Origin of the sequence: Methyloprofundus sedimenti (assembly GCF_002072955.1) — a bacterium.
GTDB lineage: Bacteria > Pseudomonadota > Gammaproteobacteria > Methylococcales > Methylomonadaceae > Methyloprofundus > Methyloprofundus sedimenti.
In genome coordinates this window covers 1,149,808-1,164,710 of the sequence record NZ_LPUF01000001.1, presented here as the reverse complement: position 1 = coordinate 1,164,710, position 14,903 = coordinate 1,149,808, and the positions used below count along the sequence as shown (strand labels likewise).

Here is a 14,903-nt window from a genome sequence, read left to right as displayed (position 1 = left end):
CTCAATGAGTCCTTAGTTTTTATGGTTTTTATATTTTACTTGTAATTATTTGTAGAGTCTTCAACTGCAACAAATTATCTTGTGGAGTGTATTTATTATTTTAGGCTCCATAAAAGGGCTATCAATTTAACAAAGGACAGCAGGTATTTCACCGCGTAGATTGAGTTAGCTTGTTAAGCGTCAGCGCAACAAGCTAACCCAACATTTTTAGGCATATAGATGGGTGGATGAATTGTTGGTTTGCCAAAAAGACGGCATCAACCTACGTTGTTATCTTCACCTGCCAATACCCGCCTTTTTTAGGGCCATGATAGGAAAGTTTGTGTTGTTGTTTTAATTTCGCAACCGCGCGTTCTACGGTACTGGTTGAAAGACCGATATGATTGGCAACCTCAGCGAGTGTTAGCTCGGGTTGTTGCTGTAATAAAGCTAAAATTTTGTCTGGTGTTTTTACCCTCGTTTTTACCTGCATTTCTACCCGCGTTTCTGTTTCACTGGCAATGGCTTCTTCTAAGCTGCTTTCAATCGCGGCTAATAAAAATTCAATAAAGGCCGAGCAATCGCTATTTTGATCGGCTTCACCCAGTAGCTGGTAATACGCTTGCTGGCGATGCTTAATCACCGTTTCTACTGGTAAATAAGCCAGCATCGGTTGCCAGTCGCTTAGAATAAGCGTTTGCCATAAGCGCCCCATACGCCCATTGCCATCACTAAACGGATGGATAAATTCAGAGTCATAATGAAAGGCAGCGGAAGCAATCAGCGGGTGCGCATCGGTGGTTTTAAGCCATGTCAGTAGATCATCCATTAAACGCGGGAGTTGATTGGCGGGTGGTGCCATATGAACCAGTTGCGTCCCTTGATAGATGCCCGTGCCGCTCTGCCGCAGATGTCCAGCATTATCCACTAAACCCCGCATTAACAATCCATGTGCCGCCAGCAAATCCTCAAGATTGTGCGGCTGCCAGTGACTCATAGCTTCATAGGCTGCAAAAGCATTCAGCACTTCCTGAATTTCACGCGGCTGCCCCAGCACGGTTTTACCCGCTAAAACCGCCGTGACCTGTTCTACACTCAGGGTATTTTGTTCTACGGCTAAAGAGGCTTGAATGGTTTTAATGCGATTACCACGCCGAAGTTCGGGTAATAACAAGTTCTGATGCGTCGCTTTCCAGGTGCCAATCAGTTCACCAATTCGGGCAACCTGTCGGGTCATGGTATGCGTCAACTGAAAAGGCGGTTGATAAGCCATTAGACAAGCTCAGGTACTTTGATCTTACCTGTCACAGCGCTATTGATCAGGGTGGTTTTGTATTCTTTTAGGTTTTTGATTTGCTGTTGGTATAGCTCAGTTGCTATATCGGTTAGAGATGTTTGTTGAACAATAAACATGGCAATCTCATTTTGCTCTTTCAAAGGTGGAATAAATAAATCTACTTTTGAAAAGTTTTCAAAATTGAGATCTTGACCATCACGTATAAAACTAGCAGTTTTCTGTAATGCTTTAATGTAGCTTGGTAATTTCAAGAGGTAGCTATAAAAGTTAGTATCAATGTCTTCTAAAGACCTAAGAATAATATATGAAGAGCGAATACATCCCCTTGCCCAAGCCCTCTCTAATCCACCTTGGAAACTTCTCATGCTAATTACAAAGTCATTTAGTTCAACATGTTTCCTTTTATCTAGGTGAAATTGTATTTTTACAACTTTTCTGCCCACTTTTTCTTCGTATTCATCCTGTGGAATTACTCCGTATGCTTGGGTGGCAGATAATTGGACATCATCCTTCCATGCTCTTTCTTTTCTCTGTGTAAATAAAAACTTACTTCTTCGTATTTCCCAGTGCTCAGGTATCTCACCAATCCAATCTACACCTGAATCACGCAATGGTACATCAGGGTCTAAACCTTGAGTCACGGCTTTTTGGATAATAATTTGCTTGCGCTCTTTTAACAGCTCAATTTGCTTTTGCTTGATGGCAATGGCTTGATCAATTTGTGCGGTTTTCTTATCAAGAAAGTTAGCAATGGTAGTTTGTTCATCATCAGGAGGTAACCACAATTTTGTCGATTTAAGAATAGCCTGAGTAATACTGTATACTTTGACTCCCTTAACTTTTCTCCGTATTTGAGTACGATAAGAGATAGAGTCCAATATATACGCAAGAAATCTTTTATTTATAGCTTCAATTGGGCGAGCAATAACAGTGTGATAACCGGCAAAAACGTTTTGCTTACTATTTAAGTATGTAAAATTACCAGAACCCTCTATATCTTCTGAAGTATCAGCAAAAACGAAGTCGCCATATTTTAATAAGGATTTATAGGAGCTATCTAAATATTTATTGTCTACACATTTCAAAAGGTGTTTGTTCGGATCGACTTCAAAGACATATTTAGAATGTATTTCCCCATAATTAACACAAGGAATCCCTTCGTTTTGGAGATTTTCCTTGGTAATGCTTAGCCCTCGCCCAAAACTGAATATTTTTGTAAAGGGACGGATGAGCCAATGGCTAGGTATATGTCCCAACCACTCAACCCCCGAGTCCTTATAAACCTTATATTTAGGCATAACCGCTAAAACTGTCATCACGCCCCCACTTGAATATCAGCCACCGCAATACCCAAAATATCCGCAATCAAACCCTCTGCTTTTTGCTCTAAATCAACAATATCTTTAGCCACTTTCTCCATACTGCGTAACGGTTTATGACGATAGAAGTATTTATTAAAACTGATTTCATAGCCAATCTTGGTGCTGTCCAGATTAATCCAGGCTTCGGCGACATGCGGCTTAACTTCGGCCAGGAAGTAGCGGTGAATAGTATCCTTAAGCGGGATAGATTCTGCATCACGCAGTTCTGCGCTGGATTCATACATAAGGTATTCATTACTATTGCCAATTTGATAGTAACCGTAATCGGCTAAATCACTTTGCTGGCAATCCAGATGGCTTATTAAAGCGCTTAAATCGTCGGCACCGAATTTTTGTTTTTTCCTGATGACTTTTTCTGCGCTTTCGTCATACCAACTGACGGCATTAAGAATAGCGTTTTTCTCACTAGCGCCCAGTCTGATCTCACTTGTTTTTAAGCTGGCATCGACATCCTGTTTAAACAGATTAAAATCGCGGTATTCAGTTTCACCTAGTTCGGCCATTAAGGTATTCGCTGTGTTGACTAAGGTCATTTGTTTCTGCCATAGTTTAAGGTCGAGCAATTTGCTACGCGCTTTGGCATTAAGGCTAATGTCATTGTCTTCGCACCATTCCACAATGGCTTTTTGTTGCGCTTTAAGAAAGCCTGCCTGATAGACTTTTTCACCGTGTGTTTGGTACAGATAAGCCATCGCTTCTTGTAGCTGTTTATCAAAACGTAAGCTTTCATTGCGTGTCAGGCTAAATTGCGCTTTACGGCGGTCCGGACGTTCTATATTAACTTTGTAATAACCAAAGTCACTATTGGCAAAGACTTGTGAGGCAATGCCCATAGAGTCGTGATTGTCATTAAGTACTCGTTCCGTTGTGGCACTATTTAAGTAACAATCAACAATTTCCTGAATATGTTCAGGGGCAAATTCACAGTTCTTCGCACCCAGGTTTTTACGCAATTTCCGAAACAATAAGCTGCCATCGATTAACTGGACTTTACCTAGTCTTGCGCCTGCTTTGTGATTGCTTAATAACCAGATATAGGTGGTAATGCCGGTGTTGTAGAACAGATTATTGGGCATTTGTACAATGGCTTCCAGCAGGTCGTTTTCGATAATATAACGGCGTATATTGCTTTCGCCTGAACCGGCATCACCGGTAAATAAACTGGAACCATTATGCACTGAGGCAATACGAGAACCTTTCGACCCCGAATCCAGTGATTTCATTTTATTGACCATTTCCATCAGAAACAGCAATTGACCATCACTGGAGCGCGGCACAGCATCAACCACTTCATTTTTACCCCAGTAATTCGGTAAGCTGATAATAAAGCGATGATCGATCACTTCTTTACCTTCTTTAATATACTTCTGCTCACTTGCCCAGCTTTTACCGTAAGGTGGATTGGAAAGCATAAAGTCAAAGCGAGTCGCAGCAAATTCATCCGTTGACAGAGTGGAACCGACTTTGATATTTTCCGGGTTATTACCTTTGATCATCATGTCTGATTTACAAATGGCGTAAGTTTCATCGTTGATTTCTTTGCCAAATAGATGAATATCGCGGCTAATACCGACGCTGGGGTATTTTTCCTCGACAAAATTCTGCGATTCGGTCAACATCCCGCCACTACCGCAGGCCGGGTCATAGATTGATATGACGCTAGGTATAGCGTTTTTGACGGGGTCAAAGACCAGGTGCGTCATCAGTTCAATCACTTCACGCGGGGTAAAATGCTCTCCAGCTTCTTCGTTGTTGTCTTCATTAAATTTACGGATCAACTCTTCAAACACATAACCCATGCCCAGGTTAGATAAGCCAGGCATTTTATTGCCTTCAGGGTCTTCGACTGTTTCAGGGGTTAAATTGATATAAGGGGAAACAAATTTTTCCAGCACATTCAGCAAGACATCTTTATTGGCCATATGTCGGACCAAGGCCTTGAGCCTAAAGCGTTCGACAATTTCTTTGACGTTATCACTAAAGCCATTGAGGTATTCTTCTACATTAGCCAGTAGGATTTGCTGGTTATTGGTTGCCGTGCCGAAAAGCTGTTGCAGTGTCCATTTGCTGGTGTTGTAAAATACATAGCCCGATGCTTCTTTTAAAGGTGCATCATCCAGTTCAGTTGCCTGCATTTCTTCTATCTGGAATTTAACTTCATCAAGAACCGCTTGTTTGCCGGGTTCTAGTAAAGTATCCAGTCGGCGTAACACGACCATGGGCAAGATAACATCCCGATACTTGCCGCGCACGTAAACGTCGCGTAAACAGTCGTCAGCAATTGACCAGATAAATGAAATAAGTTTGTTGTGTGCTGTGTGATCCATGGCGAATTCAAGTTACAAGTGCAACACTTTTGGTTTTTAAAAAGAACCTCGTAAGGTGTGCGGTTATTTTAAACATTTCCCTGGCCGATGATTTAATTTTTCAACGACTTGTTAGATGAGACTATCACTAATCTCATGAAAATTACATCCCTTTGGAAAATATCTTCTCAATAGACCATTGGTATTTTCATTTAATCCACGCTGCCAAGGGCTGTAGGGACCCGCAAAATACACCAGGCTTGCTGTGGCTTTTTCTAAGTCTTTAAACTGAGCAAATTCACTGCCATTATCAACGGTAAACGTTTTAATATGTTTTGGGTTTATTTGTTCAAACCTGAATTCGTATAATAAGTGCATAAACGTTTCTGATTTTTTGTCTACAAACTTTCCTGCTACTAAAATATCGGCTCTTTAGTTATGCAGATCCCGCAGCATTAAGCATCATTAATTAACGAATTCCTTTATGTCAATTAAAATCACTTCCATTGATTAATTCAGCTATAGTCTAAAATCATCTCATAAATAACATAAGGAAAAAGAATATGAATAATATAAAGGAACAGATGGACTGGGGCATAAAATTGCCGCAATCATTCTGATAAGCGGGCTACTTGTGACTTCGAAAGTTGCAACTGCCATATCTCCAGCAGAAGCAGAATGTCCAAATTCCAGCTCCTTGCCAGCAAACAGTTTTGATTTGATTCAAACTGCATATTTATTTAAAACAACGGTCAGTGACACTGGAGGGTTAACTGGCATCTCACGGAAACAGGCCGACTTTGCATATGCCGCACTTACCAATGGCAATATAAACCAACCCTACCTGTTTTTTGACAACAAGGGTGAGCAGCACAGTGCCGTGGCCTCTGGTCTAATCAAGACACTTGGTTCAAAGCTAATTGGCGGAGACTGGAAACCAGCCTGGGGGCCAGGTGTTTATGAATTCCCCATCAGTTTGTTTGAAACGGATAATACCGCTTTTGTAGTCTACAGCGCTTCTCAGGACACATACATTTTAGCCATTGCTGGCACCAATGCGACTGCCGGTCTGGATTGGCTGGTTGAAGACTTTCAGGTTGGGCCAGAATTTCTGGTCAAATGGCCAATGCCTGTAGATCATAAACCTGTGACCGTTCCCCTTAAGCAAATAGTCAAAACTGATCCGATGATCTCAAAAGGTACAGCTGATGGTGTATTTTATCTGTTAAACAGATTAGTGCCATCTCAATATGCACCGAATAAAGACCTTTCGCTTCAAGAATTTTTGGCGCAGTTAAAGCAGAGTGAAGCTGGCAGCACTAAACTGATTGTTACGGGACACAGTTTAGGTGGTGCCCTTGCTCCAACTCTTGCAAACTGGGCGCAAGATATGCTCAGTGCGAGTAATCCAGAATGGGCAGGACATGTTTTTGCGCTGCCAACTGCAGGTCCTACGCCAGGCAATGCAGCTTATGCCAGTCTTTGGGATGCCAAATTTCCACAATGTTCCGTACCCGTTAATGCTGGAAATAGTAACTTCTCATTATCCACTGGCAGCGGCCGCACGAATGACTTCCGATAACGGAGGAATCCCTTCTAACTTCAGTAAGCGACTTTTTAAATAACCCCAAAATGACATGCCGTGCTTTCGGCAGGTCTTCTTGAGACTGGCAAAAGTATCACGGGCTTTCCGCCCTGCATCACTTCGTGTACTCCCGCTGATTTTTCGTTTCTTGACGTAATCCCTTATATCCCGTTCGCTTAAATTGTTATGAAGTGGGAGGTAGGGTTTGTCGAGTACACGGAGGAGTTCATGTTGATTTTTCCCCATTCGCCCGAGGGCCTGGTTAAGCGTTTCGTAACAGGTTTTGGTACTGCATAGGATTTGAAAGCGCTGCCTGATACTGCTCGCCTGTTCGGTAACAGGATTAAGTTTATAAGCTTTCAGGTCATGGTAAATCGACCAAAGCTGGTCGCGTGCGTCATCTACTGCCTTGGTATGGCTGTCATTTAAAGGAATCAGGCGATTAATCACTCGTTCGGCATGGATCCAGCACAAGGCATGATCAAAGACGTTAAACTGCCCTGCATCATCACTGATAATTGAAAAGTCAGAGGAAATGCCTTGGTCTAGCAGCCCTCCCATCAAAGCACCTTCCGTGACTATTTTTCTGTGCCGAGGTTTAACGATGCCTTGCTGATCCAGCCATTCGCACCAGTCAGGTGCCGTGTTAATGCAGACACTGATATTTTCCAGTGTCGCCAAGATTACAACAGACAGCTTATTTTGTGCCATGTATTCAATGGCACCTGTGTTCAATGTATAAAGCGTTGTTTTGCCTTGTGATAGACAGTTTAAAAAATTGATTCTGCTTTTACTTTCTGTACTACTGAACCAGGCAAAAAAATCATTGCCAATATGTGTGCAATAGCCATTTTGCCCTTTATGCCGTGCGCCAGTATCATCTGTATGAATATATTTAGAAACGGATAATCCCGTCTTCAGTAATTCATCTTTTTCGGCATGAAAATCGTCCAGATCTTCTGTTAGTATATAACTGAGCTTACCGCTCGAAATATCGACGCCTAAATCACGAATTTGTTCCAGTAGTAATGGCTGTGTGACATGTTGGTGATGGTATTGATAGAGAATAAAGGCAATAAGGCTTTTACCAAAACTACCTCCCTGAATGTCTTCGGGAAGCTGACCTAAAATCGTAAGACCCTCTGGCGTTATATATTCTGCTAAACGATAACGAATGTTATGAGTTTGAAAGGTAATATCCTGAATAACACGATCCTGATACCCTTTAAAGCGTGAACCCTCTGGGATTTCATCCGGCTGAATAATTTGGGTTTCATCTATTTTGAGGTTGCCTTTTTTACTGCGCCTTGGGCCTTTTTTCCTTTTTGATGAGGAGTCATCACTTCCTGGGGCACCCTCCTTATCCATTGTACTCGGTTTGATTTTAGGCTTTGTGGTTTCGCCTTTAAGCTTGAGTATCTCTTGTGCTAACTCATCAATCTGCTTTTGTTGCCAGGCAAGCATTTCCAATAACACATCGACTAGCGGTGTGCGATCTTCTTTGTTTATCTCTGGTAATTCAGGTTTAGGCGAGTTCATAGAATATATTGTAAAGCAACTTTTTAATATTTTCCCGTGGATAATGAGAAGTTTCTGGAAATAGCGTCAAATATCTGAACACGCTAGTTTATAGTAAATGGGATGTGGTTCCTCATGCCTGGAATTACCTTTATAAAGAACTGGCTGTGCCAGAAGAGAACTATTACTTTTGGTTGTACGATCCCTTTAATGGTCTGAATGTCGACACTCAGCTTGGCAAGCTTGATATACCATGGGGTAAAGAGTCTAAAGCATTTGTTGCTGCTGTTGCCTATGCATATACTGCTGGCAAACTTGCTGACATGACAATGCAGCACACTACATTTGAAATCAATGAAAACACAGTAGAAAAACCATTTGTAGCCTGGCCAATAGAAGCTGTAATTTCCGGTGAGATAGTGCAGGTACCCTTACCCACCTCTCCAATCACTGACCTGAAGACATTTCTTGAAGATCTTGCGATTATTCATGGAAATGGTTATAGAGCTGCATTTGGTATTCCGTTTGAAGTTACCCAGGAGATAGCCCCAGTCATAACTCCAATCAATTAAACTACGGGGGGGCCGAGTAAACTTGAATTCTGGTACTGAAGTCAAGTGTGGTGTGACTGGCATGATAGTCAGCTAGCTGGTGGAAGTCCAGCCTTTGCCCTGTGAGAAGGGAAAAAGTAGGCGAAAGCAAGGGTGTCCAAAGAAACTCCCGGTAGCTACCCAACAGGGAAACACGGTTATTGGGAGCCAATGCGGAATCTGAAGGAAGCTCTAGCCAAATCGATCACCTAAACGAAAGTGAACCTTCGTAAGGCGGCAACAAGGGGATAAGGTGCCCGCGACCACCGAAGTCCAATATTCTCACCGTAACGTGTTGTTGTATTGAAGGTAGGTAGATCGAGAGATAGTTGACTATCTTACCCAGTGAAGAGCCGTCGGCTTTGGGTCGGAGTAACTGCGACTCCTTAAGCCCTAAGCGCTACAGTAATGTAGACGTTATGAACCGAGGGTTTTCAGATGAAGCCATAGTAATCGTAAAGTTTGGTGCCGATGAATTCATGGTGACATGAAGGAGGGTAAAACATCAAATCAGCAACAGGACGTTGGAGGTGAAGGGCGGAACACGTAAGCGGCCATGGCCGTTGATTATAAACTGATGGACTGAGATCAGCCTAACAGGAACAACCCTCTATTCGCGTCGTAAACAGTGAACGAATCGGTTGTGCGAGATTGAAGAAAGCCCATTGCAAAAGAAAGAAAAAAAAGTGAAATGAACGAACACGACCTATTAATAGAGGAACCCAGACTTTTCGACCAGTTATGCTCAACCTTATACTTGGGCGTCGCTTTTAAACAGGTAAAGAAAAACAAAGGTAAACCCGGCATAGACGGAATAACCATTGCAGACTTTGAAACTCGTTTAGACGAAGAGCTAAGTCAGTTGCAAGAGGAACTCGCAAACTGGACTTATCAACCCTCGCCAGTCCGTCGAGTAGAAATAGCCAAGCCGGGAGGCAAAGGTGTACGACTACTCGGCATACCGACGGTACGGGATCGAGTGGTACAAACAACATTAAAGCTACTGCTGGAACCGGTCTTTGATCCGCATTTTTCACCGCACAGCTATGGATTTCGCCCAGGGCGAAGCCAGCACGAAGCGGTACAAGCGGCACAACAGATAGTGAACAGTGGCAAGCCCTACGTGGTGGATATAGATCTATCCAAGTTTTTTGATAGAATCCATCACGACAGGCTGATAGCCCGAATGGGCGAGAAAATATCCGACAAACGGATACTTCGCCTAGTCGGAAACATGTTGCGTAGCGGCGTCATGATCAATGGCATCGTCAACCCCAGCAAGGAAGGCGCAATGCAAGGGGGCTCACTCAGTCCCTTGCTGAGCAATATCGTTCTGGATGAACTGGATCAGGAATTGGAAAAACGTGGACTGGAATTTTGCAGGTACGCGGACGACTGTAATATCTTCGTAAAATCGCAAAAAGCGGCAGATCGAGTGATGGAAAAAGTCAGCCAATTCATCGAAAAGAAGCTGAAACTGAAAGTGAATCAGGAGAAAAGCCAGGTGGCTAAATCCGATGCGGTAAAGTTTTTAGGTTTTACCGTGGTTAAGGGGACAATTGCCATTGCGCATAAAGCCCTGCAAACAGCCATGAGTGAAATCGAAGAACTGACACCGCGAGGTACACATCAGACTCTGGATACATCACTGGACGAGATCAATCAATGGTATGTGGGCTGGTCAAATTACTACAGTTTGACTTACTACCCCTCACAATTGAATAAAATCGAAGCCCATATCAGGCGACGACTACGATCACGAATAGTCGATCAACAAAAGAGAAAACAGCATCTATATCGAAAACTGGTCAAACGGGGCGTACCACGAAAACAAGCATCAAAAGCCGTCTTTTCAAACAACAAACGGTGGCAACTCTCCAATGCGCGAGCAGTGACGAGGGCTTATCCGAACAGTTGGTTTATAAATCTGAAAGGGCAGGAAATACGATCCGACCGAAAGTTAGAGCATTGGTTTGAAGTTTCTCAATGGATACGTCTTGCGTGAGGAGCCGTGTACGGACCCGTACGCACGGTTCTGTGGGCAGACGGGAGCTGCGGCTCCCTCTGACCCGATATGCTATTCCAAGTTTTTATAACCTGGCATTTAACCCGCCAGGTTCTGCTTATGCGTAATTGTATGTAGAGGAAATAAGTCAGTGGTTTAGCATGTTTCAAATGTGAATCAGCCTGGGCCAAATGCGGCCTTTGGCGCTGTATATATTCTTGATCATTTGCTGGGTATCACGCAAACCGGAAAGTCAAAATACAGCGCCATGGTCCAAAAAAATCGACCGCTGCCCGCGGGGTAAAGATTAAATAGTTAAAAAGCCCGAATGGCACGCACTCTGAGCGGGAAGTTCTTACTGAAGTTGTTCAGGTTGCCATCGCCGAAATCCTGGTACCACGCGTAGGCGCTATAGTCCTCCGTAGAGCTCCAGTAGTAAGCATTAGCAAAACCACCGACAATGTCTTTATGTAAATACAATTCGTTTAACTCATCAATAGACGGCAAAAACCAGTCAATGTAGTTATTTAACACATAATTTCCGGCTAGACGAGCTGCTATTCCTGGGGTGGAGCAATCCCTCAAAATTTTTGAAGTATTGTCCGCTCCAGTTTCAACAGCGAAACCTGTTGCTCCGGTCGTTACCAAATCACAGCCCCATTGCGTTGTTTCTTGGTCACTTGGCGCAGCCTCTAAACCGTGTAACCCACCATCCGTAACATAAAAAACAATTCCTCCTGCAGGACCGGTATCACCAATTTTGTAGGTGGCTTGTGTATCAGTACTACCTAGATTACCCTCAATATCAGAAGTATCTTCATCGGCATTCAACGAGGCCGCTATCAATTGTTTACAAACCTCAGAATCCTCTTCTTTAACATAAATCAATTCATAAAAAGTTCCGTTTTGAACCAATTTAACATCAAAATATTTTCCATCGAATTTATTTCCAGGATCATCCACCTCAACACAAGGTACAATAAACTGGCCTGAATCCAGGCTAACCCTGGGTCCACCTGATATTTGATCCGCAAGCAGTGGATTTGAAAACAAAGCCGCCAAAACAGAAATTAAAATTAAACCTTTCTTCATCCTTATTCACCTTTTCAAAAAATTATCTAGCCACTCCGATTATTTACAATTTTGTAAACAAATAAATAACCTTACTTAATCAGATTAATATTAACAAAAAATAAATGCTTAAAGGCGACCCTACGCTCATTTATGCAACAAAACAATTGAATTTTCCGCATGATGGACTTGGAAGAGCAGTCACCAAAATTAACCAAAAGAGTCGGATTATATTTAAAGTTAAAATAGCTCAATAACTGTTATGGGTCACCATCTGACAATCATCATCCTAATCACAATTGACTGTTCTTTGGAAAATACCGGCCAATAGTTTTGATCAAGACTTACAGTGCCTGTTGGATCAAAATGCGACTAATACAAGTTCAGAACACCTGAACTCACTATATTAAATCAAAAGCTTGACGATTATCCTAAGAAAATAAGATGAGACTCTAATTCTTAGATTAGCATTAAGTTAAATTTTCTCGTTTCTAACGCTCTGCGTCACGGAACGCAGAGCATTCCCGTATGAATTCTCACGGAGACCGTGGAAACCAGGCTAAAGGTTTGCTTCGCCCATTATTAATGTAGTATCAAGTAACTATCTTGAGCTCAGGTTACCTGACGTTAGACTCGGCCTGTAAAAACAGTAGTTGATGCATCCATCTCCAATGATAAAAAACAGCTCACCTTTATTAGAGATAAACCAGAAAAAAATACTTCAGTTTAAATCCGTTCATATCCGTTAGATTGAGTAACTGTTGAGTTCTGTAGCAAGTGTAAACATTTGTATAAATGGAGCATTGTTAGATAGTCTGTTTTTCGCAAAGAAAAGCAATAAACCTGCTTCTTGGGCTGTTATAATTTCTTCATCTTAGGCGGGCAGCTCATTCAGGTCGAAATTGGCTTGATGGAGTACAGCAAAATGACCTAAGGACTCGTTGCTGAAGCACAACTGTAAAATCATTAATTTTCGCAAATACAATCTTGTCGGTATTTTGTGATGTGATCTAAAGCTGGAAATAACAACACGACAAAATCATTAAACCGAAATTAAAAAATGCCCGAATTCATATAATAACTGCAACACCTCTTTAAAGGGTTAGATGGTATAGTTTCCGTCGACTAAAACCTGAAACTAAAAAGAGGTGCTCAATGAACACGTTTAACCATCTAACCCAAGAGGAAAGATTTTACATTTATACGCAACTAAAACAAGGCGTTTCTAAGAATCAAATAGCCATCACATTGGGGCGTCATAAATCGACTATTGGACGTGAAATTACGCGTAATACAGGTCAGTGTGGTTATCGTTACAAGCAAGCTGAGAGAATAGCTAAACAACGCCATATTGATAAGCCCAAAAACATCAAGATGACGGCTGAGTTACAACAGATAATAACGCCTTTAATCAAAGAGAAATGGAGCCCTGACTGTATTTCAGGACGCTTAAAACAACAAGGTAAGGACTCCGTCAGTCATGAGACTATTTACCGTTATATTTTAGCTAACAAAGCAGCCGGTGGCGATTTGTATACTTATTTGAGGCATCAAGCCAAACCTTATCGTAAGCGATATGGAAAAAATGATTATCGCGGAACGATACCCAGCCGTGTTGATATTGATGAGCGACCACAAGTGGTTGATGATAAAACGCGTTTAGGTGATTGGGAAGCAGATACTGTTATCGGTAAAGGACATAAAGGCGTATTGGTGACGCTGACTGAACGGGTCTCAAAGCTCAACTTCGCCATCTCAATTGAGCGTAAAGAATCTGAATTAACGAAAGAGGCGATTATCAATGCTCTTGAGCCTTTTAAACGTTGGGTTCACACGATTACCTTTGATAATGGACGTGAGTTTTGTGGGCATGAAGCCATTGCAAAAACACTTGACTGCGGCACTTATTTTGCCAAACCGTATCATTCGTGGCAACGAGGTTTAAATGAAAACCACAATGGCTTATTAAGGCAATACTTCCCTAAAAAAGAACCTTTGGATAAGGTAACTCAAGATGAGGTTGATAGTGCCATTACAGCACTTAATCATCGTCCAAGAAAAGGGTTAAATTACAGAACTCCATGGGAAGTATTTTGCCAAATAACGGGGGTTGATATAAATAAATCACAGGGTGTTGCATTAATTGCTTGAATTCGCGTTTATTGAAACCCTCATCAAAAATTAAATTATGATCAATAACATATAAACCGGACTCATTACTTTTCCAGAGTAAGTTCGGATTTCCCCCTTTTTCTGACAAAGTGCGGTCTTCGTTTTCTACCCATAAATCAAATAATAAAACGCTTAACTTTAACTGTGCATCAATCTTATTCACCGTTTCATACTTTAACTCAGTCACTGAAGGCATTTGTTTAGACGCAAATACATAACCGCCTTTAAGCTGAGAAATAGCCATACCACCAAAGCAATTAACAAGATCTGGATCAAGAAATGCAATCTTAAATTCTGGTACTGGCAAGCCAAAAGCTAAGGCCAAATGACTTCCTAGCCACTCTTTCATTAATCCTGAAACAGTTGCCGCATAGCCTTTGACATAATAAGCATGTTCATCAGATGCATTACATAAAAAAGGCATAGTCATACCTTGTTTAGCGGGTTTGATAATTTCAACGATTTCCAGCATGATAATATTTTTTTAATGCTACTCTGAATTCATCAGTGACATTGTTTCGGCCATAATCGGTTTTCAAGATAGCCCTTATCAAAATAAGCCGACCATCTTTCCAGCGCACCTGCTTTAATTGCTCACTTACCCAATTCAAAATCATCTGCATCCCACTTTGCCAGACAACGCTCACTTAATAATATGGGTAATTTCGTAGGCTCTTTTACCACTATATACTGCCAAAGCCCTAGGTTACCTATGGCATTAACCGGATCAACCCAACGTTCAGCAGCTTTCGCTTTAATATCAGCATCGTCATTGTATTGACCTTTAATCTCGATGATAAGGTTTAAACCAATATCCAATTCAACGATAAAATCAGGTATATAACTGCTAGGGGTTCCTTTTTTACGGTAAGGAATAACGAAACCTAAATGCTCGATTTTCACCCATTTCATAACATCAGGGTGAGCATCCAAAGCAAAACCAGCACTTTGCTCCCATTTTTTAGTATCAGCCACCATGACATTTAAATGACATTGAG

At 41.8% G+C, this 14,903-nt stretch carries 12 protein-coding genes; 4 read left to right on the top strand and 8 right to left on the bottom strand.

From position 1 onward, the window contains the following. Positions 1–262: 262 nt before the first annotated feature. From AU255_RS05175 to AU255_RS05160, 4 genes are all read right to left on the bottom strand, one after another. On the bottom strand, positions 263–1,252 hold the full coding sequence (locus tag AU255_RS05175) for a Fic family protein (protein ID WP_080521883.1): 990 nt from the start codon (positions 1,250–1,252) through the stop codon (positions 263–265). Further along, the gene (locus AU255_RS05170; RefSeq protein WP_080521882.1) at positions 1,252–2,592 is read right to left on the bottom strand and encodes a restriction endonuclease subunit S; all 1,341 of its coding nucleotides are present in this window, start codon (positions 2,590–2,592) and stop codon (positions 1,252–1,254) included. The genes AU255_RS05175 and AU255_RS05170 overlap by 1 nt, the downstream gene beginning before the upstream one ends. Beyond that, complete coding sequence (locus AU255_RS05165; protein ID WP_080521881.1) at positions 2,592–4,985, bottom strand: type I restriction-modification system subunit M; 2,394 nt, start codon at positions 4,983–4,985, stop codon at positions 2,592–2,594. Before AU255_RS05165 ends, AU255_RS05170 begins: the two co-directional genes overlap by 1 nt. Before the next feature lie 111 nt (positions 4,986–5,096). Next, positions 5,097–5,387, bottom strand: a complete 291-nt coding sequence (locus AU255_RS05160) for an IS30 family transposase (RefSeq protein WP_269844798.1) — start codon at positions 5,385–5,387, stop codon at positions 5,097–5,099. A 211-nt stretch (positions 5,388–5,598) separates the two neighbouring features. Between AU255_RS05160 and AU255_RS20265 the strand changes: the two genes are divergently transcribed. Then, positions 5,599–6,546, top strand: coding sequence for a lipase family protein (locus AU255_RS20265; protein WP_080521879.1), 948 nt, complete (start codon positions 5,599–5,601; stop codon positions 6,544–6,546). Here AU255_RS20265 and AU255_RS05150 read toward each other — a convergent pair. Further along, positions 6,508–8,088 carry an IS66 family transposase gene (locus AU255_RS05150; protein ID WP_080520980.1) on the bottom strand — a complete coding sequence of 527 codons (1,581 nt, stop codon included), beginning with the start codon at positions 8,086–8,088 and terminating at the stop codon, positions 6,508–6,510. The two genes, AU255_RS20265 and AU255_RS05150, sit on opposite strands and share 39 nt — an antisense overlap. Positions 8,089–8,234: 146 nt before the next feature. Between AU255_RS05150 and AU255_RS05145 the strand changes: the two genes are divergently transcribed. Next, on the top strand, positions 8,235–8,639 hold the full coding sequence (locus AU255_RS05145) for a hypothetical protein (protein ID WP_143735860.1): 405 nt from the start codon (positions 8,235–8,237) through the stop codon (positions 8,637–8,639). A gap of 709 nt (positions 8,640–9,348) precedes the next feature. Beyond that, positions 9,349–10,662 (top strand): group II intron reverse transcriptase/maturase, encoded by a 1,314-nt coding sequence (gene ltrA / locus AU255_RS05140; protein WP_080521772.1) that lies wholly within the window; start codon positions 9,349–9,351, stop codon positions 10,660–10,662. Between the two features lie 315 nt (positions 10,663–10,977). Here the strand turns inward: ltrA and AU255_RS05135 are convergent, their stop codons facing one another. Then, positions 10,978–11,754, bottom strand: a complete 777-nt coding sequence (locus tag AU255_RS05135) for an Lcl C-terminal domain-containing protein (protein ID WP_080521877.1) — start codon at positions 11,752–11,754, stop codon at positions 10,978–10,980. 1,134 nt (positions 11,755–12,888) lie between these two features. Between AU255_RS05135 and AU255_RS05130 the strand changes: the two genes are divergently transcribed. Continuing rightward, positions 12,889–13,884, top strand: coding sequence for an IS30 family transposase (locus tag AU255_RS05130; protein ID WP_143735847.1), 996 nt, complete (start codon positions 12,889–12,891; stop codon positions 13,882–13,884). On the opposite strand, the gene AU255_RS05125 is transcribed toward AU255_RS05130, so the two are convergent. Both AU255_RS05125 and AU255_RS05120 read right to left on the bottom strand, forming a co-directional pair. Next, positions 13,775–14,377, bottom strand: coding sequence for a HipA family kinase (locus tag AU255_RS05125; RefSeq protein ID WP_080521876.1), 603 nt, complete (start codon positions 14,375–14,377; stop codon positions 13,775–13,777). The genes AU255_RS05130 and AU255_RS05125 overlap by 110 nt on opposite strands. 122 nt (positions 14,378–14,499) lie before the next feature. After that, positions 14,500–14,883: a PDDEXK family nuclease gene (locus AU255_RS05120; protein ID WP_233144554.1), complete on the bottom strand. Its 384-nt coding sequence runs from the start codon at positions 14,881–14,883 to the stop codon at positions 14,500–14,502. Between the last annotated feature and the right edge of the window lie 20 nt (positions 14,884–14,903).

Coding starts and splice junctions, on each gene's coding strand:
- AU255_RS05175 (WP_080521883.1), bottom strand. CDS start 1,252: ATGGCTTATCAACCGCCTTTTCAGTTGACGCATACCATGACCCGACAG.
- AU255_RS05170 (WP_080521882.1), bottom strand. CDS start 2,592: ATGACAGTTTTAGCGGTTATGCCTAAATATAAGGTTTATAAGGACTCG.
- AU255_RS05165 (WP_080521881.1), bottom strand. CDS start 4,985: ATGGATCACACAGCACACAACAAACTTATTTCATTTATCTGGTCAATT.
- AU255_RS05150 (WP_080520980.1), bottom strand. CDS start 8,088: ATGAACTCGCCTAAACCTGAATTACCAGAGATAAACAAAGAAGATCGC.
- ltrA (WP_080521772.1), top strand. CDS start 9,349: ATGAACGAACACGACCTATTAATAGAGGAACCCAGACTTTTCGACCAG.
- AU255_RS05135 (WP_080521877.1), bottom strand. CDS start 11,754: ATGAAGAAAGGTTTAATTTTAATTTCTGTTTTGGCGGCTTTGTTTTCA.
- AU255_RS05130 (WP_143735847.1), top strand. CDS start 12,889: ATGAACACGTTTAACCATCTAACCCAAGAGGAAAGATTTTACATTTAT.
- AU255_RS05125 (WP_080521876.1), bottom strand. CDS start 14,377: ATGCTGGAAATCGTTGAAATTATCAAACCCGCTAAACAAGGTATGACT.
- AU255_RS05120 (WP_233144554.1), bottom strand. CDS start 14,883: ATGGTGGCTGATACTAAAAAATGGGAGCAAAGTGCTGGTTTTGCTTTG.